Below are 24661 nucleotides of genomic sequence, written 5' to 3'. Positions count from 1 at the left end.
TATTGAACCTTTATATTATAATTTCTATTACTAATACTCTGCTTTGTGCATATCTCTTCCAAATTTCACTTAAAGGGACAAAGAGAAGGATAATTTTCTCTACGAGACCTCTTCAAAATTTCGCTGTTAGTTTTCAGATAACCCCGCGCCCAATTGCACATTTTGGATGAGGTCTCTTGAGAAGACAGTATCTCCCACATTTTAACAGTTCCATCGACTCCTACAGTCACTAGTAATTTATCATCGTGACGCAGGCTAATACTAGTAACTGCATTTTGCTGGCTTTTCCATTTTGCTAGCGGAAGTTGGTCTTGGGCTTCTACACTCCAGAGATACACGTTGTTTTCTGGACTCATAGAACTACTGGCAATTCTTTTGCCATCAGAATTAAAAGTCACTGATGTCACTGGTATCCCATCAAGTTGGAACAGCCCTTTGATTTGTCCCTCCAAATTCCACAAGCGGATAGTGCTGTCTTCTCCACCACTGACCAATTTCTGACCATCGGGACTGAATGCTACGCTGGTAACAGCACCAATGTGCTCTTTAAAAGATTTCTGCTCTTGCTTGGTTTGCAGGTTCCACAAACGAATTGTACCGTCTTGTTCTGCGATCGCTAAGAGTTGACTATCCGGGCTAAAAGCCAAGCTACGGACGTTTTGTTGCGCTCCATTGGGCTGACGTTGGGAGTATAGCCTAAAGGTAGGGTTATTTTCTGAAGTTGCGTGTTTCTCCACTTCCCATATATAAACAGTACCGTCATCAGAGCCACTAGCCAAGAATCGGTTATTTGGGCTAAAGCTAACGCTATTCACTGGTACTTGACGTTCTGACAATTCTTGTAGGGGAGACAGCTGCTGATTCTGCAACTTCCACAAACGAACTTTGCCATCCCGCCCGCCACTCGCTAATAGCTGTCCATCTCGACTCAAGTTAACGCTGTTAGATGGGTTTTCATCGATTTTTTCTGATATCCACCTCTGTCCTTGCAATTGCCAAAAAATAGTTCCATCACTAGCCGCACTAGCAAATTGTTGACCGTTTTGACTCAAACTTACACTGGCTACAGGGCTTTGATGCTGTCTTTCTTCTACCAACTGCTGACCTCGTAAGTTCCACACTCTGACAACTCCATCATCCCCTACGGTTGCTATTCGCTGACCATCTGGATGAAAACAGACGCTTCTGCTTGGACCTTCATGCCCTACAAATTTGTCTATCTGTAGTATATCTGAGGATGGGTTCCGTACATCCCACACGATCGCGGTGCCATCTCCACCTACAGTCACCAGTCGCTGGTTATCGCGACTGAACGTCACATCCCATAACCGATGTTGGCGTGCATTCCATGCATTCAACTGCTTTCCTTGTAAGTTCCACAAACGCACGGTGTTGTCTTCGGATACACTCGCTAACAGCTGACCATTTCTACTAAAATCAACACCACTGACTGAATCTGTATGCCCCTTAAATTCAGCTAACTTCTGAGCTTGTAAATTCCACAGGCGCACAGTTCTATCTTGTCCTGCTGATGCCAATCGTTGACCATCTGGGCTAAAGATCGCTTCATTTGCAGAACCTTGATGCCCTTGCCATTGTTGTTTTAATTCCTGAGTCCGCCAATTCCACACGCTAATTACTCCACTACTCGAAGTAACTGCTAGTAACTGCCCATCCGGGCTAAAACTGATATGCGTAATACCCTGTCCGTTCCACACCAAATCTATAACCTGGTTGGTTTGCAAGTCTTGTACTCTAACAATACCATCATCTCCACCATAAGCTAATCGTTGACCATCTGGGCTAAAACTTATACTCTTCACCCCATTTTGACTGACTTGCAATCTTCGTGCCGGATTTTGCAAATCCCATATTTGAACGTAGCCGTCATCAGAAGCAGTTGCTAGCAAATTGCCCTTGGAGCTAAAACTTACACTTCGGAACGGACTCCGCCCGCGCTTTTGTACAAAAGGATTTTCCAAACGATTGATTTCGCGAACTGTATAAAAAGCTCTGAGTAACGTTCCTTCTAATTGCTCCCTCAGTTGCGGTTCTGCTGGAAATAGTTGTATGAGGAGCTGATTTTTGGTATTTTGTGCTTTCAAACTCTGAAACAAACCGTCTAAAGTTTGGTTGGCATTCAAGCTTAATTCAGCGGTTTGTCTATCCGTCCATGCTTGTCGGATTTCTGCATCTCTCAAGTTATTTAAAGCGTAAGCCAACAATCCACTTAAGCTTAGAATCACTCCAAAAGCACTGCTCCAACGCAAACCAATATTCCGGCGTTTTTGCCTAATACTTCGCTCGACAAACTGAGATTCCAACTGGTTGAACCAGTTTTGATTAGATTTAAGTTGGTCTTTTAAGACATCAAGATAGGGGTTGGCATTCCAGAGAAATTGTTCTGGTTTTTCTTGGGAATGTTCTTGAGTATTCGATATTTGTTGGTGCGGTAAGCCGGGTACGGTTTGCTCTAAAGGCGATAGCCGGGGACGGCTTGCACTGCGCCGCACCACCTTAAAATATATTTGCTCAAATACATTTTCCACAAAGTAAAAACTGTCATCTAACCAATTAACGACAGGCGCAAACTTTCCTGGAGAACCAGAAGATTGTTCCTTGCTTTTCCATTCTTCAGCAGCAGGAGTTAAACGCCGTTGTAGAATTAAATTTTCCTCGTTCTCTAGTTTCCATGACATTAATTTTTGCCATCCCTGAACGAGAGCATCATGAGCGGGTTCTACATAGGGTTTTCCTTCCATATCTTGTCCTTGGATGAGAAGACGAGCCGAGGAAAAGCGCCTTACCACTTCTTGAATGCGTCCTTTTTCTGATTCTGGGTATTCTAGCTCAGATATAGGAACTCGTCGGCGGGCTAACTCACCACTACCGACTGCTACCATCCGCAACATAACATTACGAATCGTTTGTGCGTAACTACTATCTTGTTGAACTAATTCCTGATATTCGCTGTCAGCTCTTTGGGTTAAACTTCGGGCGACTCCACCGAGTTCTTTATAATCTTCTTGTGTAATTGCTCGGTTATCTCGCGTGCCTTCTCGAACACTCTTTAAATACTTAAGATAAAGTTCGCTTAAGGTAAAAGACAGAAGCGGTAATGCTCCTGGCATTTGCATAACTTCATCAATCAAGCGTTCGACTAAACTATAAGGTTCAAAATATAAAACCCTTGAACTTGCTGGTTCTTCTATACAAGATCGCAACTCCTCCCTTGTCATTGCAGGTACAATAAATCGAGAGGATTGCCAGTAAGTTTCTAAGGCAAGATTTTGTAATTGTGGTTCAAAATCATTGCGGAGAGTCAGTACAATCCGCACGCGCTCTGGATATTTTTCTACTAAATTGGCTAAGAATTTGATAAAATTTTCCCGTTCTTGCTCATCTTGACAGAGGGTAATCAATTCTTCTACCTGGTCAAAAATGAGTAATAATTTTGAATTTTGATGTTGATTTTGCCAACCCGTAATACTAGCAGAACTCGATTGAAGAATATCTTCTTTGGTTTGAAAAATATCAGAAGAAATGAGTAACTGTTCTTGAATAAAAATATTTTTTAAAACACGCAATGGTGATTCTCCAAGGCGGACTGGAGACAAAATTTTCCACTGTTGATTTGACGCTTCTAATTTTTTTATATATGGAACCAATCCCGCTTTTACCAAGCTAGATTTTCCCGTTCCCGATGCTCCCAATACGACAGTCAAAGGTTGTTTTAAAACGCGCTCGTACAGTTGTTCGGTTAACGCTTGTCTGCCAAAAAATAAATCGCTGTGTTCTTCATCAAAAGGTTCCAAACCTCGGTAGGGATTTTGCGATTCATCTAGAGGCGGTGCGGGAGGTAAATTGAGTTCGTGTCCCGGCGTTAAAAAAATATACTCGCCTTTGTCATGCTTGTTGAGCGCCCAAATACTAGGGGTTTGACGCAATTTGTACCCGTTATTCCCTCCTTCAACGCGATCGCGCAAATATAAGTACATTTCAGTAGCACTAATCACTCCATCACCAGAAGATTTACTACCATTAGATGGAGGAAAGAGATCGGCTGCACCTGAGAGGGCGTCAAACAATGCGGCTGCAAAGGGAGAATGCTCGCCATTGGAACCGCGTTCTGTATTTAAATACAAGGAGTCTAAAGCTTTTTGATCGTAAGCAGCAGAAGTAATCACTTGCCAAGCAGGATCGGTGATAAAGCGATCGTAGCGTTCTTGATGCAAAACTTCCGGTGCTGTTAATAAATCTCTAGTGGATGACCACCGGAACGCACCTGCAAAACAGCAATCCAAGATTCCCAAAAAATGACGGCATGGTAAGCTAGTTAAATACTCGTGTACCTGAGTCATTGGTAGATAAGTTGCAATATCTCCAAGTTTGGCATCTTGAGGAATTAAATAACCTTGGGGACTTTCATCACTATTAAGAGCTATTCCATGTCCGGCAAAGTAAAATAGTAAGCGATCGTCTGATGTAATTTCTTGCGGTAGAATTTCACTTAGTAATTTATTAAGGGTTTTGAGAGTAGCTACTTCATCAAAGCATACCCAGACATGGTATCCATGCTGTTCGCGTAAAATTTTTACTAGCTTTTTAGCATCATTCACTGCATTTTGCAGTGAGGAAATACCATCTGTGTATTTATTAATACCAATTATAAATGCCATGTTACGTGAAAATTCTGCCATAGTCCCTGCTCCTTTCCCTATATCTTTTCTTTCTTCGATCTCTTTGCGGTTTATTTACTCCCTTTTCCCATCAATTGCTAACCTGCTTGAAATTCAATGTTGGGTTTCGTTCCTCAACCCAACCTACGTCATATATCTAATCCGCGTTCATCTGCGTTAAGGGTGCGGTTCCATAACTTTTTTATATATTGCACCCAATTGAAAACTACTATATTTTTGGGCAATACCCCAAAACTCCTCTGGTGCATTCTCTTGACTTTCATGCCCAGAAAAATAAAATAAGACAACATCTTCACTGTTGGCTTGACACAGGTGTTGGCGAAAACCATCTGCGATCGCTTGACGGGTAGCTTGTTGATTTAATAATGTATGCAGATGAAGTTGATATCCATCAGTTACAATTCGCCCTTCTAAATACTCTTTGATAGCGTTGATATCATTTATATACTCTTGTAGGGGTGGTACGGGGCTTAGATATTCGTCAATACCAATCAACAATGCGTATATATTGTGAGTCATAAGTTAAATGTCAATGACTTTGGTTTATCTTCCGAGAGTGGTCAACTACAGGCTGAAGTATAAAGGATGGAATTTATTTTCAATACTCCCGGAGGTTTTTAGATGAAATGGATGCTAACAATCGCTCTAGTTTTGAGCACCATAATTTATTATCCATCAAAGATAATAGCCCAGACCAAACAACTAGCAATTACCAAGCAACCTGCACAACTATCTCAAAATCGCACTTCACTTCAAAAACGACGTACTTCTCGACCAGTTTTTGTTTGGCCTAAAACACCTAAGCGCTTGAGCCCTGTTTCTGGGCGTAGAGCAGGAATGGGTAGCCGAGATAATTGTCCTGCAGTTGCAACTGCACTAACTGCCTTGATACCTTTGAGAGAGGAACAAGGAGTGAGCAAGCAAACAGATAAATCAAGTGCGGGGATTGTGGAGGGGCTAACCACTTCTGAACGACCAACCTTTTGGTTTTATATGCCCTACACTCAGAATTCAAAAGCTAGTGCTGAGTTTAGCTTACAAGATAGTGCGGGAAATGATATTTATAAGGGCGCAGTCACACTTCCTGCAAATCCCAGTATCATAGGTGTTTCTTTACCATCTAATACATCTTTACAATTAGGGAAAACATATCGCTGGTACTTAAAAGTTCGATGCGATCGACAACGAACAGCAAGCGTTCCTATCTACGTAGAAGGAGACATTCAGCGAGTCAATTTAGATTCTCGTATTGTGCAGGAGTTGCAAGCAACAACAGATACCCAACAAAAAGTTGCAATTTATGCAGAAGAAGGTATTTGGTTTGATTCTCTAACTATGCTGGCACAACTCTACCTTTCTAATCCTAAAGATGCATCTATTGCTGCTAATTGGCAAAGTTTGCTGCAATCTGTCAATTTAGATAATGTTGCTACGGCTCCTCTAGTGAAGTAACATTAAACTAAGGCGATCGCTCATCAGTCATTAGCTATTTTCCATTCATCAATGTTCCAGAAAACTGACGCTAGACTAGAATATTTGATTGGCTCAATACGATGGCGCACTGCTTGAAATGACATGGGATTCACCAAGCAAAACACAGGCAACTGTTCGGCAACAATTTGCTGGAATTTTCCATAAATCGCTTTGCGCTTGTTCTCATCTAGTTCTTTAATTCCAGCACTGAAAAGACTATCTATTTCCCTCTCCCAATCAGAAATTACCCATCCTTTGAGAGGTGGTTCTCCTGCTTGAGTACCTTGATTGAATTGATGAAACGAGCCTTGACTAGTCCAAAACAACGATACAAGGTTAGGTTCCACATCTGCGCCAGGAACGCCAAATGCACCTACATAACAATCCCAATCTCGATGGGAGAGCAACTTTCGCAGCACGACGTTAAAGTTGACTACTTGCAACGCAGTTTTTATACCAATCTGGCTTAAATCTTGTTGGATTTGCACAGCGGCATCTATCCGAGACCGATCCTCTGATTTCACCAGTAGGTTGAATTGTACCCGGTTTCCATCTCGATCTATCAATTCTTTTTGAGAATTGTACTTGAAACCAGCCTCTAGCAACATTTGCTTTGCCTTTAGAGGATTGTAATCGTAAACTTTTAACCCGTCGGCTGGTGACAGGTAATAAGGACTTTGCACCGCTATAGGTGAATGTTGTACTTCGCCTAGCCCTTGATAGATATTGGTTTTCATCCGTTTGCGATTGATAGCATAGGCGACTGCTTGTCTAAAAGCCAAGTTATTAAACCACCGCGACTTGATTGGGTTTACAAAAGGCTGTCCTTTGGCATTGCGAGCTTGATTGAGATTGAAACCAATAAACGCAAAACCATCACTGAGTCCGCCGTTATAAATAGTGTATTTTCCTCGCTTTTCCTCCTTCTTCAATAACCTGAATATTGATGGTGTCACATTCAGGTTATCCAGTTCCCCAGAGCGGAATTTTAGCAACTGGTTGTCAGTTGATGAAATAATTTGCCAAACAATGCGTTCAATATAAGGTAATTGATTTCCCCGCTCGTCATGCCGCCAGTAATGTAGATTGCGTCGTAAGATAACTCGCTCAGATGGAGTATAACTTTCTATCATGTAAGGTCCATTACTAATAATTTGTTCGGGAGGAGTGTTGGTTCCCCAAGTTGATAAAAATTGAGGATTGCCATTAGCATCACTTTTGAACACAGAGGAGCGTAATGCATGAGATGGAAGAATTGCTAGTCTTTCTATGTTTCTTAAAAAAGGAGCAAAAGGTTCTGGTAAAATAAACTCAATTTGCTGGTCGTTGACTTTCCGTACAGTTGGAAAAGCTTCTTTGTTGCCAATACGTAGAAAATCTCTCCAGATAGTAGGAATTTTTTTGTTGAGGTAAATATCTCGATAAGTAAAGACAATATCATCTGCTGTCAGAGGTTCACCATCTGACCACTTTAACCCTGGTTTGAGTGTAAAAGTAATTCGCTGGCGATCGCGAGAAATTGACCAATTCTTTGCCAATCCTGGTTCCAACTTATGAGACAAACCGTTCTCATCAATCAATCCCTTGTAGATAAAAGGAAAAATACTATAGGGAGAGTCATTAATGGCATAGTTAAAGCTAGGCGGATCGCTTAGAGAAACTAAAACGACTTGAGATACTTGAGCCGAAGAGATTTTAAATTTGCTCTTGTGACAACCTGCTAGCAGCAAACAACAACATACTGCCAAAGCTACCACCAACTTTAGAGGTCGAAAAACAGTAGCAACCATATCTATAACCAATTGCCTACGAGTACATAGGGTGCCCAGTAAAGAGGACGGGAGTATTTAGAATCAGATAGCAGCTTTAATTGAGCCTCGCGCAAAGCCTCTGATGTAGTTTTGCCAGTTGTTAACTGCTTGTAGAACTCACCAATCAAAGTAGCAGTGGAATTATCACCAATCTGCCATAGAGACGCCAACGTACTCCTTGCTCCAGCACGTAAAGCAACTCCGGCTAATCCCAAGGCAGCACGGTTATCTCCTGCTGCTGTTTCGCAAGCACTTAAAACCAGCAATTCCACTGGCTCTGTTCGTTTTTCCTCTCTACTTTTGAGCAAACTCCCTAATTCATCTACATAGATGCGTTTATCGGCAGCTAGGATGAAAGTGTCTTTTGCTTTAGAGCTAAATTGTCCGTGAGTTGCCAGGTGAACGACTCTAAAAGGTTGACTATTGATAGTTTTACTTAATGTTGTACTTTTGAAAGTTTCATCTAATAATACTATTCTCGACACGCCTAATTGCTGAATTAATTTTAGTTCGGCTTTAACATTAGGAAGCGGTGCAAAGTTTTCGGTTTTAGGTGGCTCTGATAGTCCTCCAGCAAGGGCGTTTAACTTTTCCTTAGCTAAAGGTTTTGGGCTAAAGAGTTGTAGTCCAGGGCTAACAGCAACAGCGTACTTTTGGACTAAATACAATGCGCCATCATACAATGCAGACATGGGAATATTTCGCAACGCCCCGTCTGGGATAAAGACTAAAGTATTCACCTTACTATTTTTTAGCTCGCTTTCAACTGGTTTAATTAACCAGTTATACAACTGCTGAGAAACTACTTGAAATTCCTTAATTGTATCTGGTTCAACTATTGTCTGTCGCATTTTTGTAACGGCTTGCTCTACTTCCTGAAAATTAACAACAGAAGTTCTATGCATCAACGGTTTATTGGGAAGCTTGAGGATAACTTCTAAACGGTTATTTAAAATAATGGGGTAAAAAATAGCCGTGTTAGGGCGATCGCGATCTACTACTTTATCCAGCACAACAAATTGATTACTTAAACAAGCTTCTCGGAAAAAATTGTCCAGTTCTGCTAGTTGCAAGGCTTCTACACGCTTGCGGGCTTTATCTAAATCGGGTTTTCCTTGTCCTTTCTCTTGTAAAAGTAGCTCTACTGATTGACGATAAATAGGTTCTACGCTATCGCGGAAATTAAATTGTACTTCTCGATTGACTGCTACTAAATCGCTTCGGAGAGACTCAAGCGTGGCAACTGTAGTATCATAAGCAGCTATGGCTCCCTGTATATTTTCTCGTGCTTTGAGTAAGCGTCCTAACTGCCACTCCCAACGATAAGCTATATCCGAAGCATTGAGTTTTTGAGCGATAAACAATGCTTGTTGCGTCAAATCTTGTGCTTCTTGCCATTGACGGTTTTGCTCGTAAACTTCTCCCAAACTCCCTAATGCATAGGATTGAGCGCGTTCATCACCAATTGTTTTCGCTTGTTGAATGCTGCTTGCCAGAATCTTGGCAATGTCTTTTTTATTACCAATTTTAAGTAAAGTTCGAGCAAAATTTATCCGTGCATAAATACCCGCTTGATTTGTGGGTAAACTTGGTAATTGGGATTGAATTGTGGGTATTAATGTTTTCGCTTCTGCTATTTGTTGATTCTCAACAAGCAAGCTAAGTTGATTGATTTGAGCTTGAATTTTGGTAAGTGGGGTAGGTGCAACTTTAGCAGCATTTTCATAATGGGCTATAGCATCTTTGATATTACCCGCTCCTCTAACGGTATTACCAAGAGAAAATTCTGTCAGACTAATTTCTAGAGGTAGTTTCAGGCGTTGGGCAATTTCTAAGCTGAGGTTTAAATTTTTTGAGGATTGTTCTAAGTCGCCGAATTGTTGCTGTGCATTACCAAGAGAGCGTAAAGCAGTGACTTTTTCAAGTGAATCAGGTTGGGTTTTCAACTGTTGGGAAACTTCATTCAATATGTTTATACTACGGCTGTAAAAACCCGAAACTCGTAGAGCTTGTGCTTGATTGATTCGGTTGCGTGTCACTCCAGCATTGTTTCCTATGCGCTTCCAGATTTGCTCCGCTTGCTGCCATGTTTTTAGCGATCCCTCCGCTTGTCCCCGTGACAGTTGCAATTCACCCTGAATATCGAGAGTTTGTGCGAGAAGTTCTAATAAATCTGTCTTTGGATTGTTGACATAAAACTTTTGATTGTTATTATTCCAGCCCAGTAGATTTAAACTGGTATCGATCGCTTTTGAGGCTTCTTGCCACGAACCAAGTTGTTTGAAGACGAGAGAGAGGTTTGTGAGTGCTACAGCTTGTGTCATGCGATCGCCTTTTTGTTCGTAGAGACGAACAGCTTGTTGTAAAACTGTCACTGCTTCAGAAAAGCGTCCTGCTTGATAGAGTGCTTCGCCTCGATCGAGAAGTTGGGGTGGTGTTGCAATTTTAGTAGTAGCGAATGTACTGGGGATAAGAGTTAGAGAAAAAGATACAGTAAATAAAACTACATACATCCCTGCAAATCTAAGGAATCGCTTTGCCAGATGAAATGGATGCATACTTTACACCTTAAGGAAATTTTGCTTAGAAGCCTCAATTAATATTATGGGCGTCAGTGCGATCGGCTTATGCACTTTCATCTTTACGTGTATTTCACAAATTACACAGAATTGCTATAGTATGACAAAATATATAATGTTATGATTAAAAGCTTTTCAAACTTTAGGAAAGTGAATTATGATTAATGCGACTTATGACCACAAGAGCATATTGTGGTTCATTTAGGTGAAAATGGCTGTAGAGGTTCTAAAATCTGAATGAATTAAGTTGGATTTTGACAAGAAGTTGGAGTTTGCCAAGGAGTGTGGGGATTGACTTGGGAAGCTTGTGATACTAGCTCTATGTTGCCATTGCGATCGCTTACCCAACCAGAGGCTTCTACAATTGGAGTCATAACCGGAACTTTGGTATGAGTTGAGACAGCTATTGGTTGTGGCTCAAGAGTTGTGTTGACTGAATTTTCTGGTTTTGTTCTTAATCTCACCCAAGCTGATAGAGTACTATTTTCTTGTAATGGTTCAGTGGGATTGAGTGGTAACCCACCGCGTCCTGTTGCCACAAACGTACTCTTAAATTGCTGAGTTCCTGGAGTACAAGCGTTGGAAATTTGTTGCGAAGCATCAACGAGATCGATTGGAAGTTCGACTAAACCGCTAGTAGGGTCTACATCAGGTTGAGTCACTTCTACAATACCGCTTAACTCGCGAGTTGCACCTTTAGCAGTAATATCGCTGGTTTGAAGAGAAGCTATATCCCGGAATTGAATGCCAAAAATGCTTTTTGTCTTGATTCTAACATTACCACCACGAAAATCAACGGAGTTAGCAGCAATATTGCTATCTTCAAATCCTACAAGATTGTTAGTATTGATATTTATGTTACCACCGATGACATTTTCTCCCCTAGCGTTGGTTGTAATGTTACTGCCACGTCGGAGCAATAGCACATCTCGGGCATACAACTCGATACTGCCCTCGCCTGCTACAGTGTCAGAGCTAAGAGTCCCTCTATTCAAATTGATAAAGTTAGCCCTGGCTATTAGGTTACCTGCAGAGCCATTACCCGCACTCGTAGCAGAAAGCCTTGCATCATTCGTCACAAAAAGCTCTCTAGCTGTAATTTGAATATTTCTACCGTTACCTACAGCTCCCGATTTTACATCGCTAAATACCCCACTGGAATCTCCACTGCTAGTCGCTCCATCAAAAGAGACGCGATCGCGGGCGTTTATGTTCACATTGCCTGCATCCCCCTGTCCGGAGGTGCTAGCAAACAGTCCACCTCCATTAGTTGCTGAGAGTGAATTAGTTGCAATATTAATGTCGCCCCCGTTGCCTACAGCTTCTACCAAATCCACACTACTGTATATTCCACTACCGCCACCATAAACGCTATTCGAGCCATCAAAAGAGATGCGATCGCGAGCATTTATATTTGCATTCCCAGCATTTCCCTTTCCTTTGGTGACAGCAAATAGTCCACCTCCTCTAGTTAATAATAGCGTTCCAGTTGTAACATCAATATCACCGCCTTTACCCACCCCAGTTGTTTCCACACTGCTAAATATCCCACTAGAGCCGCCATTACTATTTACCCCTTCAATCAAAACTGTATCGCGGGCATTGATACTGACTTTACCTGCATTTCCCTGATTTTTAGTGACAACATATAACCCGGCACCCCCTTCCAATGAAAGAGACCCTGTAGTGATGTCAATGTTGCCCCCGTTACCTACCCCTGTCTCATCCACACTGCTAAATGCTCCACTGACACCACCATTGATATTCGTTCCAACCAAAGAAACCGAGTCGCGGGCATCTATTTTCACGTTACCTGCATTTCCCCGTCCTTTGATTAAAACATTTAATTGAGTACCTCCTGTCAACAAAAGTGAGCCAGTTGTAATATTGATGTCTCCCCCTGTGCCTGTAGCTCCTTGTGACACTGAAGTGAGTATTCCACTTGCACCGCCAAAACTATTTATTCCATCAAAGAAAACCCTATCGCGAGCATTAATCTTCACATTACCCGCATTTCCCCGTCCTTGAGTTAGGGCATTAAGTTGAGCGCCCGTTGTCAACGAAAGCGACCCAGTTGTAATATCAATTTCGCCGCCATTACCCACACCTGTTGTGTCCACACTACTGAGTATACCGCTACCACCTCCATAGATATTCTCTCCATCAAAGGAAACTGTATCGCGGACATCGATTCTCACATTGCCTGCATTCCCCCGTCCTTTGGTAAGAGTATTCAGTTGAGCGCCGTTTGTTACTGACACCGACCTTGCCGTAATATTGACTTTGCCCCCATTACCTACTCCTGTTAAGGCGACTGAGCTAAGTAAACCACTGGCATTGTAATTGTTTCCGGCTCCATCAAAGGAAACTGTATCGCGGGCATTGATATTTATGTTGCCTGCATCTCCCCGATTTAAGGTTACGGCATTAAGTTGAGCACCATTGGTCACTGCCATCGCTCCAGTCGTGATATTGATATCACCCCCTCTGCCTACCCCTGTTTCACCAATTGCGCTAATGATTCCACTAGTGCTAATACCCGGATTTTCTCCACGAACAGAAATCGCATCGCGGACATTAACATTTACATTGCCCGCATTTCCTTGTCCAAAAGTGCTAGTGAATAGTTGAGATCCACTCAATAAATTAAGCGAGCCAGCAACAAGATTGATAGTTCCACTCGTACCAGTAGCTCTGGAATTGATTTGATTGGCAATCAAACTAGACTGAGTGAGGGTTACTGTTTCTGTTGCATCAACGTTAATATTGCCAGCATTTGTATTAACTGACCCCGAATTTTGAGCAATGCCAGCATTCAGACCACTTCTTCCTAAAATATCTAAGTTGCGAGCATTGACAGCAATACTACCACCGCCAGAAGCTGTCACATCAACTTGAGATCGATTGGAGAGTGAAACATCAGCTCGTTGCACTTGGGGGGGAAAAGCCAAATTCAAAAGATTACCATTGCTGTCAATATTTAACCCAACCGTTCCCGTTGCTGCCAATCCTCCCAACTCGACTCGACCCCCAACAGCAGAGAGATTCCCACCCTCCAAGCTCACATTACCGCCTAAAAAAGCTAATGTCTTGCCCGGATTTACCTGTAGTTTCGACCCTTGCAGTTGAATCTTCCCTGGATTGCTGTTGTATTGCAAGCCAATCGGTACGTTAACAGTCAGCAAAGGAGTATTCGTTGCTGATGAGGCACTAAAGAAACTATTATCTGCAAATTGAAAACTATTTGCCGTAGTTGTTAGAAACGAACCGCCAATCTCTAACCGAGCATTAGGACCAAAGATAACGCCGTTTGGATTGAGTAGAAATAGGTTTGCTGTACCGTTGGCTCGGATGACACCATTAATATTAGAAATCGATCCACCTGTCACCCGCGTCAGGATAGTCTGAATATTCTGTGCATTGTTAAAGAAAGCCTCTGAGTCAGTGGGAACAGAAAAATCTTGGAAACTGTGAAATAGATTAGTGCCTGCTGTGGTTCCACCCTCAATAATTCTGGTGTTCCCCTCCAATCTCACATTGGAATTATTGGGTAAAGTCCCATCTGGAGTAATTTGAGCAATTGAACTATTTGCACATAAAATTATCGTACTGCCTATGGCAATTCCCAGACCTTGCCACCAATACAAACCCACAGATCCAAAAGACATTCTACTCTCCCATTAAAAAGGAAATTCAGCTAGGAAGCCTCAACTCATAATATGGGTATCAGCGCCGACTTATGCATTTTTATATTTCTTGTGGTACTTTCCAATTACAGTTGCTCTGCTGTCACATTTTGAGGTTTGTAATCATTTCCTGTTTTGTTTGCACAAAAGCCCACTTCTCGTGTTTGATTGACTGCAATAACTTTTATCCAATCGTCTGGTGTCACTATGTATTCAGAGGCATTACCACTGCTAGGTGTAAATGTAGCATTCCAGGTGGATTCAATTACCGCTTGCTTCAATTGGAATTTCAATCGCCAATTCTCAACAGAAGTGGTTCCTTGGTTTGTGACTGACAACTTCGAGCAGAAGCCAGTGTCCCAGTCTGAGGTGATGATAGTTTGCGTCTTTAAGTTGGATTGTGGAGTCGGTGGAGGAGTTGGCAATCCCGTACTAAACAGTGGCTGTTCGCAATTGCCAAGGGAGAGGATTTGACAACTTGTTTTTGCTATCGCTTCTGCAGTTGGGTTGTTGTCTGATGGTGTTCCTTGTGGCTGCTTTTGCAGACTCCACAACATTAGCCCAGCCGCATTTTTGTTAACAACTGCCTGTCCCAAACTCTGAACTTCTGGAATGGTATAGACATGACCTCCCCAAGCTTCTGGAGGTACTTCTACGCCCATCACCACTTTACCTGAAAAATAGTTTTGATAAGCAGCTAAGGCTTCTTGCGGGTTGTAAGTGGAACCGGCGTCATAGGACATGACATTTAATTGGTCGATCGCTGCAGCCTCTGGCGATCGCAACAAATTCAATAATAAGCCTGTCTTTTGACCTTGGGGTTGGGAATTTGCCCACTGTCCTTCACCGTAAGCACCGATACTCCATGCCGCAACCGTAATTAAGTAGGGTTTGGGTAGAACTTGGCGGATTTGACTCACAACACGACGAAACTCAGCATCAGAACTACAGGAAATTTTCTCCCCTACAGACGAACATACTGCATTATTATCTGGTTCGTAATCTATATCAACACCGTCAAATCCAAAGTCGGCAACGACATTGGCAATAGCAGTAGGATTGAGTTGGGCAAAATTAGTGTATGTTGCGCCTCCCACAGATAATAATACTTTGGTACGGGGATTGCGTTGCTTCAGGAGTGCGATCGCATCTTTTACGACTCTACCACCGGCGGTGAAGTTCAGCCCTGTTGTGGAAAGATCGTAGCTGCCCTTATTATAGATGCCATCTGGTTTCATGAAAGAGACCATCACCATATTAACGTAGGGTGCTATATTTGCTAGTTGCAGCTGTTCTGGAGTACTTGCTGATGTTTCTGACCAACTTTCAAAGTAGCCAACAAACACTTTTTCGCTAGTAGCTGCGTTAACTCGATCGAGTCCTGATAAATTTGGAAATGCTAAGGAATAGCCAGCAGTTAATAACAGAGAAGTTAGGAATCCCACTGTCATTACTAAAAAGCGTTTCTTGCCATCAAATAAAGGAAATTTTGATGAATTGAGTTGCAACTTTTTCATAACTCTCCTGACAAACAATATTTTCTGGCAAAGCACCCCTTGTATCCGCCAATGTATGGTTCAATCTCTTCTGTTCTCTAATAGGTAGAACTTAGGTTGAGTTATGCAGTTAAAGCGCTATTGCAGCTAAAAATTTTAATAGCAATACATATATACTTATTTAAGCTTATTTAAGATTGCTATTTTTCAGAGGACTCGCATTCTGATGCGATCGTCTTCAACTACACTAAAATGTCCTGCCCAGTCGTTTCGAGATACAATAGCGCTCGCCACTTTTTGAGCAACAACTGCACTAGAAGGTGCTTTAATACGAAATAAGATGATCCCACAAGTTGCAGGCAAACGCGAACGAAACGCCAACTCACCAAAGTCTTTATCAAAGGTCAAGAGAATACGAGCGTCACTTTGAGCGCGGTTTAAAACTTCGGTATCAGCAATACCAGGAGCATCAGTACGAATCCACGTAACATCGTGACCTAGATTGCGAAGGGCTTCTACGGCATCTCCTGGAAAATTTTCGTTGGCAAGAAAACGCATAATCTATGCAGGAAAAGCGTAAACTTTTTCAGCTTTAAGGGTAGCGCTAGCATAGCCCAAACAAGCCTGAATATCTTCGCTGGTAATACCAGGGTAGTTGCGGAGAATTTCGTCAGTTGTCCAGCCTTGAGCAAGAAGGTCAATGATAAATTCAACAGCAAGACGAGTGCCTTTAATAATTGGTTTACCGACAAGGACGTTAGGATCGATGGTAATTCGGGATTGCCAGTCCATAAAATTAAGTTAAGTGTGCCGTATTTATTTTACAACTCCTCTATCGTTTCATTTAATTGATGGGTAGACACTAGTGGGAAATTCTTGACGGCTTTGGATAAATAATACAACAACACTGCTTGTAACTACAGCAAAGGCTGACGGAATAAATGGTAACCATGTGGCGATGCTCCCAGAAGGAACCGCCCAAAGTGCGATCGCACAAACTCCATATAAAATGATAACTGTAGTAACTATGGCACATCCCTTATTTAACAGCGATCGCACGCGCCAAACAATCAGACCAGATATGCTCGACCATCCCCATATCCAGAGAATATCGCCCCAGTCTGGCAAAACCCATAGAATAGGTCGCTCGTCTAAAACGGCACTCAGAATTTGACTGACCATTTGTGCTTGTATAAATACACCTGATATTTCCTGGTAAGGTTGCTGTGCAGCAGAGTAGGGAGTTGACCAAGTATCGCTGACAGTGTTAGCTGTGACTCCTACAAGCACAACCCGATCTTTTAACAAAGCAAAATTAACTTTATTACTCAGTACATCTTCTAGAGAAACTGTTTGATAATTGGCATTACGGTAATTAATAAGTATTTGTATTCCCCCTAGATCGACCCCTTGTTGATAGCCGCCACTAAGACCGGGCTTTAGTCGTTTGAAGACTTTAGAACCAAACTTGACGTAATCTTCATTGAGTTCTGGTTGAATATTTTCGTCATGTAAATAACGAGCCGCTAATTGCAACGAAAGCGAGTGGGGTGTTGTACAAGGAGACGTAAGTTCTTGCGCCATCATCATAATTTGGCGGCGGACGATACCATCTGAGTCTTGGATTGCGTCAGTAAAACCTTGACGTTCTACAGGGACTCCAAGAGGTGGTTTAACACCTTGAGTGTCGTGTTTGGTATCTCTACCTTTACACACAACAACTACATTATCTTGGCTCAGTTCAGTCGCAAGTTGTATCGGCTTTAATTTATCTGGAGGATCGGTAAAGTCTCGATAAATATCCACTCCAATAACTCGCGGTTGATACTTTTGTAATTTGTTGAGTAATTGAGCTAACGTACTATCTGAAATGGATTTTAGTCCTGTTGTTATCTCTTGTCTGGATTGAATGTCTTTTTCAGTAATTTCAACAACGAGCAACCTGGGATCTATCTCTTCCTTTGGTCGTAGAAGCATCATCTGGTCGAAGGTTTGCAATTCGGCTTTCTGAAAAACTCCCAAATATCTTAGACCTATGGTTGAAAGAGTCACCATAACAGTACTTAACAGTACAGTCAATATTTTAGTTTTTGGGGTCAAAACTCTACTGTTCGTTAAAACTTTACCGCCAACCTCGTTGTGATTTTGGCGAGCGCGCAATGCTTGCCAAGTTATCGGAACAGTTGTAGGATTTTGACAGATAACTGGTAACCAACTAGCACAAGGAAATTCATTTTCCAATGCCTGAAGTCTTTCCCGCGCTTCTCGTACAGAGCGGAAAAATGGCTTCCCACTTGTAAAAGCCATAAGGAAGTTGTTTAAGAATTGCTGTGCTACTAGATCGGGCACTGGTTCGCGCATGACAATTATTTGAGGAATATTTAAATCAGCCAAATTTCGAGCCAAACCAATTCCATCACAGGAGTTGAAAATTGCAAGTTTTAAACCCCGTGTAATTGCCGTCTGAAGTGCATTCTTAAACTGGGAAATAGTTAAACTTTCTGTCTGATTGATATGAATTTCCCCTTTTTCGCCATCAGCAAGGCTAACACTATGTCCTGCAAAAAATAAAATATCCCAATCCCGATCCCAAAGTTGCTCATCGAGTTCTCTACGTGTAGGTTCGACAAGAAAAGTTGTTTGAGCATCTGTTAAACCTTGCAATAAAGAACGGTCTTTCTCAATATCAATACCAAAATTGTGACCTAAAATTGCCAAAATTTTAACTTCACCTTTGGGAGATTTTTGTACTATTTGTTGAGGAGACGCATACTCATGATTACTCAGAGCAATCTCAGCCTTGGGGTAATCCTCAAAAAAATTCCATAAATGCCAAGGTAATCGATGTAGTAGAGTTATATGAGTTTCAATAATGACTCTAATTTCATCATCTCGACTGAGTAGAGTTCTTAATTGCCGTTCAATATTTTGGAAGGATTCAGATTTTAGCCAAGTATTAATACGTGCTTGTAGTTGTTGACACAAACTATCAAAGTCACTTACAGAAATATGAGTAATATCTTGCGAATGTACTTTGATGCGTTGATTGCTGCCCAAACTTTCATGGACAGCTTCATAGAGTAACTGCCATCTTTTATAGAGTTCGCTGAGTTCCGGTACAGCAGGCAAACTCCCTATTAATTTAAAAGATTGGTTATTATGCCAAAGTTGAGCCGTGACCACAGGAAATCCTAGCTCTAAATCTCCTCCTAACAAGCTAAATACAACTAGTTTAGTCATTTGTACGAGTGTCCTTTGTTGTTTGTCATTTGTCATCTGTTGTTTGTTCTAACTACTGACTAATGACTAATGACTAATGACTAATGACTAATGACTAAATAACGAAATTTTCTGTTATCTGGCAATTCTCAAGAGTCACTTGGATGCTGAAATATTCTCCCACTTCTCCACTAAAGAGTTTTAATTGTATATAGTTATCTTTCGATCTTGCTCGTACCTCCTGAATACTTTCTCCTGACTTTAAAAGTAAAGCTAGTTTGGTATTGATTGGTAAATATAATTCTCCACTTGTTGGGTGTAGTTGCACGCGAATGCTAACTTGTTGATTAGTGTCTGGGATCAAAGCAACTAATAGCACTACTTTTTGAGACTCTATTTCCATTCCTAAGTCAATAAGTTTGGCTCTTTTGACTCTGGCAACACCAATCCCAGAAGAACTCCTGAAATTAAAAGCTAGAGTCTTAGAATTTGACTGCAAAAACATTTCTATTGTTTTCCAAGCTGTATCATATACACCTTCAAGCCAACGACTGAGATTAACTTGCACTTGGGAAGATTGTGTCTGCTGTCGTTGCTCGTACAAGCGCTGACGCCACTGTTCGTTTTCTAGTAGCGCTCCCCAAGTTGTAAATGGCACTGATAGTCTGGGAAACGTCACTGAATCATTGTTTAACCTTTGGAAAAGATTTTCCGCTTGTTCTGTTGACAATTGTGGTATTGGAGCGATCGCTGCTTTTGTCTCTTCTTCCCTACAAAATTGGTAGCTTAAAGAGAAAGCATTGAGGTCTTTTGTCAAATGTCTTGCATCTACACTATAAGTTCTATCTACCGGATCGTAGTTAGCCAGAGATTTTAGTTCGCTATGAGTTGTGTAAGCCCAAATTCTCACCCACTCGCCATCTGGGTGGACTTGCACTGCTAAATAATAGTCTGCAGCCCAACTGGGAATATCTACCCATTCCTGCGGAACTTCTAGCTCGCGATCGTCAATGGCTTCACTGGGGATCAATACGACTTGCTTGCCTTCTAACAAAATTGCTGTACCATTGACAAATTCCCAAAAAGCTGTATTGCCGGGGTAACTGTGCCCTACACTTGCCTCTGAAAAGGATTCTTCAGTAGAAATCCAATTCAAAAAGGCAGAGAGGCAAATTTGATTTATGAAAGCGCACCAACGACTGCTGGGTGTGGCATAAACCTGGCTTTGCTGCCAGGATTGCGCCTGCACTGTTGGTGATATTTCTAACAACCATTCTCTTGGGTCTACAAACGCATAGGTCATTTTTACTACCTTGTATTAATCAAGCTATACTCACCATATTGATTTCTCAACCACTCTTCTAAAAGAACGCTCATATCTTTAATTTGGTTGGAAGTCACAGGAATATTCAGAGTTGACTGGCTCCAATGGACTAATGCAGCAAGCATTGCTTCTCTTCCTTTAACCAATCGGCGAGATACTGTAGGCTGGCTCATCTGTAATTCCTGCATAATTTGCTGCTGAGTGAGTCCCTGTTGGTAGTAAAGCTTGAGGACTTCTTGGGTTTTTACGTCTAGGTTCTGTAAAGAATTTAACAATTGAGCAAACATCTGAGATATTTGATTTTGTCGGTTTTGAATATCCTCTTCGGCTATCATACTAATTACGAGTGAGTCTGAGGATGGATCGGGCAAATCAAAAGTTATTGTTGTGTCATCATCTTGCTTGAAAGCATCTAGCGATTTCACAGGTGGAAACAAATAAGCACGCACGTAGAAAGCTGTCTGGATTAACCACTGTTCAATTGTGGTGCTTGTACATTCCTCAGTAGATTGGGTGAGTTGGCTGAAACGTTCGCGGTTGTAAAGGTCAGCAATATCTTGCCAAAGTTGGCGACTCGGTTCCGGTAACTTAGCAATCCCGGACGATTGCTTCTGAAGGTACAGTTCTTTAAAACAAGTCCAAGCTAAACGATATTGAGCTATTGAGGTCGGTGATAATCCGGCTTCGCTTAGAGCTTCCAAAAGCAGCTTTTTACTGACTTTGCGTAATAATGCCCAGTTGGTGCAAAGATCGGCTTCTTTTCTTTGGCGTAAAATATCTCTCAATCGACTAGGCATTGCTATAGTAGCGTAAGCTTTTAAGCTAGAGCATTTCTCTGCCTTGAAGTCTTTGAGAATTGTTTCAACTTCTGCATTCGCCATTTGGAAGTAATCCGCTAAGCTGTGCGGGCTATTTGTAAGTTTGGCAACTGTTTTTGAAGCCGTCCAATAACATGATTCTTGTAAATAGGCTAACAAATGCATTTTGGCTAGGTGATGGGACTGAGTTTGCCAATACCTGTGCCAATAAATTGCCCAAAAGTTCTCTGAGTGACTGGCTTCTGGTGAAAAGTTCAAGCAATTTTGGATACTTCGACGCAGTTTACCATCGGTCAGCCATTTACTAAATTTGTCTTTGTCAAGCTGCGCGAATGTTGAGAACAATTCTGTAATGTCTTGGCGAGGACGCATAGGAGATCCATTGAAAATAGAGGTCAGGGGTCACGGTTTATGGTTATTTTGAGAGGGATTATCTTGTTCAATTACAAGTTTCTTAGAGGGAATCTAAAGTGCGATACGGCTTTAGCCGTTAGCTATGCGACGCTCGCACAAATTACATTCATTTTCAGATAATATAGACCGCAGTTGTAGGGTTGTTGTGCCCTGAACAAGCTACCTAACCCTGTCGTTGCCATTGTGGTTGACTTTTGATAGTCTTTATGAAGAGGCAAGTGATTATTTATCTTATTAAATTATGCATTGAAGTTTTCAAAGAAGAAGGTCGTTAGCTACCAGAATACAATTTGGATATAGTTTTGGTCAATGTATGAGCAAGTCGCCAAGATTTTCTGGTCAAGAGGATTCAAATTTGATTAACGTTTTAAAACAAGCATCAGAGGGCTTATTATACATGAGCGAGTCTGAGTATCCTTTTGAGGTTTTTCTTTGGGATGATTCCAAGCAAAAAGATATTACACCGGAATGTGTTCTTCAAAAAGTAGGGCTTCCTGTGGATACACTTGTTGAGGTTGTTGAACTTGACTCTTTTTTTGAAGTTGCGATCGCGGAACAAGATTGGCATAATTCAGAAGAAAAAATAACTGTCAAGAAGTATCAACATCTTGTCCAAGTTTTAAAAAAATATCTTTTCGATCTTCAAGTGATGCGTTTTGGAAAAATCAATATTGATGTTTATATTGTAGGAAAAACATCAGACGAGTATTTGGCTGGATTGTCTACAAAAGTAGTAGAAACTTAGTTAATTTTTGTGCGAGCTACTCTTTGGTTTTACCTCGATAACTGAAGCAACTTTAGATTCTACTAAATTCTGAAGAGAAGGGCTAAGATTGGATAGAAAATTATAACCTGTATTTTTTTCAATAGCATCAATACTTGTTAAAAACTCAGTCCAGTTAGTCTCCCGATTACCATTTATATTGGGAGTATCCACAGCAATAATTTTTGTAGAGTCATTAATGCTTCGTTCAGACGTGGTAGCAACAATAATTTTAAAAATTCTAGCAGGAATAGAAACCTTTCCTCGAGCAATGGTTCCTTTCTGACCGTAAACTCCTGATATAATATGCAACTCATAACCTTCATTAGCTAGAGTCCTCTCATAATCTTCGAGCCGCGCCCAGTAACCTTGATTATTATCGGGTGCTTGGGGAATGATATTTGTCATTAAAAAAGTAGCAGCATTATTGTCAGGATTATTGCTGCGGTCTGCAGAAGGTATCATATGTCCTTTATCAAAACCGCTTCTCGTGTAATCGTTAGGAGTGACACGATACCAGTCTTCTGGAAGAGTATCGTCAGGGCGAAAATTATTAGACCGTGGTGCTTCACCTAACCAGGACTGATTTAATTCCCAACTCACCCAGTTTGGAATTCCTTTATCTCTATTATATGAAAGTACGTACTGAGGCTTTTCTATTAAATAATTATTGGGATCGATGTTACTTGCGTTACTGGGATTTCCAAAAGCTAAGTGAGGGTTACTAGCAAACTGTCTGGGCAATAGAATTGTACATCCGACAGTTAGTATTAGGAGAAGTGCGATCGGTAGAAAGAGAAGTTTCTTGGAGACGAACATTAGTTTATGCACAACTTTAGAAAACTGTGAATCTCGACCAAAACCTAAAACCCTAGGATGGTTATTTAAAGTACCATAAATGAAATCAGGCTAAAAAAACAATGCATATATAACTACATCTGTCAAGGTTACCTTTTTTAATCCGCTTAGGGGTTTTTAGGGAGATCGTTTTCACTAAAAGCTGCGGTTATCCAATCGGTGACAGATATTGGAGAGGTCACAGTACGCACTTTTGATTTTAACAGTAATGAGCGAGTTACAGAACGTCAAGTATTGATGACAGTTGGTAGATATCTTTCTACACCTGCATTAGAGCGTGTGAATGAGTAATGACTCGATCTGACGTTATGGTACAGCGATAAGCCTGGTACGGCTTGCGCCTTCATGCGATAAGCTGGGTACAGCTTGCGCTTCGCGATCGCAAAACCGGAGCCATGAAAAATCCATTGTCTCAATTTCAAAAATGAGGATTAGTATAAGAAATGTAACCTCCCATCAATCCGCTTTAATTTTTCATGAACCTCTCGACTTACTTTATGCACTTAGTTGGTTCTGGTATCAGTGCCTACTACTTTGCCGCTCAAATCCGCGACCCTAAAACTCGCCCCAATGTTCTAGCAGGGTTCCAATTGGCAGAGTCTGGTTCTGTTCCTTTCCTGACCGCACTAAGCGATCGCGCTACAGCAGAAGGTGATACATGGCTTGCAGAAAAATTGACACAACACGCCTCTGATGAAACTAGGCACGGTCAAATTTTTGCCCATGCCTTAAAACAACTTAACAAAGAAGTTATAGATTTTAAAAATTTGCCAAAAAACTCTCAGGAAAATAGATCGCAAGAACGTCGCAGTCCGTTTTTTGCAGCTTTCTTCGAGGGCTATTCTCAAGAACAACTCAAACCAGAAGTCATTGATTGGGATGTGTTTATGGGTAGCACCTACATTTTAGAGTTAGATGCAAGTAAAGACTTTACCCGAATGGCAAATGTATTACCCGAAAACGATCCTGTCACACGCAACTTAAAATTGGGAATCTTGAGTATTGCCAAAGATGAAACTGGTCATGCTGCTTATATCTACGAAGCCATGATGCGGCGAATGCCAGTTGCTAGTGTAGAAAGACTCGTAAATGAGTGGCGTACTCGTAAGACAAACGCTATGTTAGCATTCGCCGGAAATATGCTACAGCAAAAGAATACTTCTCGCTCAATGGTGCAAGATACTAAACCATCAGAAACTTATTCTGAGGTAGTAGCAGCATAGAAGCGAATAGGCGATTGGAAATTGATGATTCAGGAAACAATCCTATTCTCTTTCTACTTTAAAATTACCAATTTTTTATGTAAGGCTAAAGCTCACTAACATTGTATAGTGGGCTTTAACCTCAACGAACTGACAGATTCTGGAAGACCAAGAAATGAAATTGAAAAAACAAAGCCCTCTCCTAGTTGTAGCTAAAGGAGAGGGCTTTGCGATGTATAGAAACCTGGCACCGAGCTATTTTCGCGGGCGGCTACCCGCCAACTATCGTCGCCGCATCAATGTTTCACAACTGAGTTC

The 24661-nt window shown here is 41.4% G+C and carries 15 protein-coding genes and 1 pseudogene; 3 read left to right on the top strand and 13 right to left on the bottom strand.

Going from position 1 to position 24661, the window contains the following annotated elements; genetic code table 11:
* Nucleotides 1-65 precede the first annotated feature (65 nt).
* Nucleotides 66-4700: an nSTAND1 domain-containing NTPase gene (locus tag ACKTT2_RS10730; RefSeq protein WP_407886515.1), complete on the bottom strand. Its 4635-nt coding sequence runs from the start codon at nt 4698-4700 to the stop codon at nt 66-68.
* A 228-nt stretch (nt 4701-4928) separates the two neighbouring features.
* A pseudogene (locus ACKTT2_RS10725) lies at nt 4929-5219 on the bottom strand (caspase family protein); the annotation flags it as partial.
* A 102-nt stretch (nt 5220-5321) separates the two neighbouring features.
* Between ACKTT2_RS10725 and ACKTT2_RS10720 the strand changes: the two are divergent.
* Nucleotides 5322-6152, top strand: a complete 831-nt coding sequence (locus tag ACKTT2_RS10720) for a DUF928 domain-containing protein (protein ID WP_407886513.1) — start codon at nt 5322-5324, stop codon at nt 6150-6152.
* 23 nt (nt 6153-6175) lie between these two features.
* Here the strand turns inward: ACKTT2_RS10720 and ACKTT2_RS10715 are convergent, their stop codons facing one another.
* The 9 genes from ACKTT2_RS10715 to ACKTT2_RS10675 form a co-directional block, all read right to left on the bottom strand.
* Complete coding sequence (locus tag ACKTT2_RS10715; RefSeq protein ID WP_407886511.1) at nt 6176-7963, bottom strand: ABC transporter substrate-binding protein; 1788 nt, start codon at nt 7961-7963, stop codon at nt 6176-6178.
* 2 nt (nt 7964-7965) lie between these two features.
* A complete protein-coding gene (locus ACKTT2_RS10710; protein WP_407886509.1) occupies nt 7966-10542 on the bottom strand; it encodes a CHAT domain-containing protein in 2577 nt (858 codons plus the stop codon).
* 263 nt (nt 10543-10805) lie between these two features.
* A complete protein-coding gene (locus ACKTT2_RS10705; protein ID WP_407886507.1) occupies nt 10806-14231 on the bottom strand; it encodes a two-partner secretion domain-containing protein in 3426 nt (1141 codons plus the stop codon).
* A 104-nt stretch (nt 14232-14335) separates the two neighbouring features.
* The gene (locus tag ACKTT2_RS10700; RefSeq protein ID WP_407886505.1) at nt 14336-15766 is read right to left on the bottom strand and encodes a cellulose binding domain-containing protein; all 1431 of its coding nucleotides are present in this window, start codon (nt 15764-15766) and stop codon (nt 14336-14338) included.
* A 186-nt stretch (nt 15767-15952) separates the two neighbouring features.
* Nucleotides 15953-16303, bottom strand: a complete 351-nt coding sequence (locus ACKTT2_RS10695) for a DUF5615 family PIN-like protein (RefSeq protein WP_407886503.1) — start codon at nt 16301-16303, stop codon at nt 15953-15955.
* A 3-nt stretch (nt 16304-16306) separates the two neighbouring features.
* A complete protein-coding gene (locus tag ACKTT2_RS10690) occupies nt 16307-16537 on the bottom strand; it encodes a DUF433 domain-containing protein (RefSeq protein ID WP_407886501.1) in 231 nt (76 codons plus the stop codon).
* A 48-nt stretch (nt 16538-16585) separates the two neighbouring features.
* The gene (locus ACKTT2_RS10685) at nt 16586-18985 is read right to left on the bottom strand and encodes a CHASE2 domain-containing protein (protein WP_407886546.1); all 2400 of its coding nucleotides are present in this window, start codon (nt 18983-18985) and stop codon (nt 16586-16588) included.
* A 94-nt stretch (nt 18986-19079) separates the two neighbouring features.
* Nucleotides 19080-20267 (bottom strand): DUF1822 family protein, encoded by a 1188-nt coding sequence (locus tag ACKTT2_RS10680; protein WP_407886499.1) that lies wholly within the window; start codon nt 20265-20267, stop codon nt 19080-19082.
* A 5-nt stretch (nt 20268-20272) separates the two neighbouring features.
* Nucleotides 20273-21478, bottom strand: a complete 1206-nt coding sequence (locus ACKTT2_RS10675) for a sigma-70 family RNA polymerase sigma factor (protein WP_407886497.1) — start codon at nt 21476-21478, stop codon at nt 20273-20275.
* 397 nt (nt 21479-21875) lie between these two features.
* Here ACKTT2_RS10675 and ACKTT2_RS10670 point away from each other — a divergent pair, with 397 nt between their 5' ends.
* Nucleotides 21876-22265 carry a nuclease A inhibitor family protein gene (locus tag ACKTT2_RS10670; RefSeq protein WP_407886494.1) on the top strand — a complete coding sequence of 130 codons (390 nt, stop codon included), beginning with the start codon at nt 21876-21878 and terminating at the stop codon, nt 22263-22265.
* On the opposite strand, the gene ACKTT2_RS10665 is transcribed toward ACKTT2_RS10670, so the two are convergent.
* The gene (locus ACKTT2_RS10665) at nt 22266-23102 is read right to left on the bottom strand and encodes a DNA/RNA non-specific endonuclease (protein ID WP_407886492.1); all 837 of its coding nucleotides are present in this window, start codon (nt 23100-23102) and stop codon (nt 22266-22268) included.
* A 266-nt stretch (nt 23103-23368) separates the two neighbouring features.
* A complete protein-coding gene (locus ACKTT2_RS10660; protein WP_407886490.1) occupies nt 23369-23563 on the bottom strand; it encodes a hypothetical protein in 195 nt (64 codons plus the stop codon).
* A gap of 54 nt (nt 23564-23617) precedes the next feature.
* On the opposite strand from ACKTT2_RS10660, the gene ACKTT2_RS10655 reads away from it, so the two are divergent.
* Nucleotides 23618-24364: a ferritin-like domain-containing protein gene (locus tag ACKTT2_RS10655; protein ID WP_407886488.1), complete on the top strand. Its 747-nt coding sequence runs from the start codon at nt 23618-23620 to the stop codon at nt 24362-24364.
* The last annotated feature ends 297 nt before the right edge of the window (nt 24365-24661 follow it).

Source organism: Scytonema hankhaensis NUACC26, assembly GCF_045865695.1.
Classification (GTDB): Bacteria; Cyanobacteriota; Cyanobacteriia; order Cyanobacteriales; family Nostocaceae; genus Scytonema.
The sequence above is the reverse complement of the archived record's forward strand: the minus strand, read 5'-3'. Positions and strand labels throughout refer to the sequence as shown.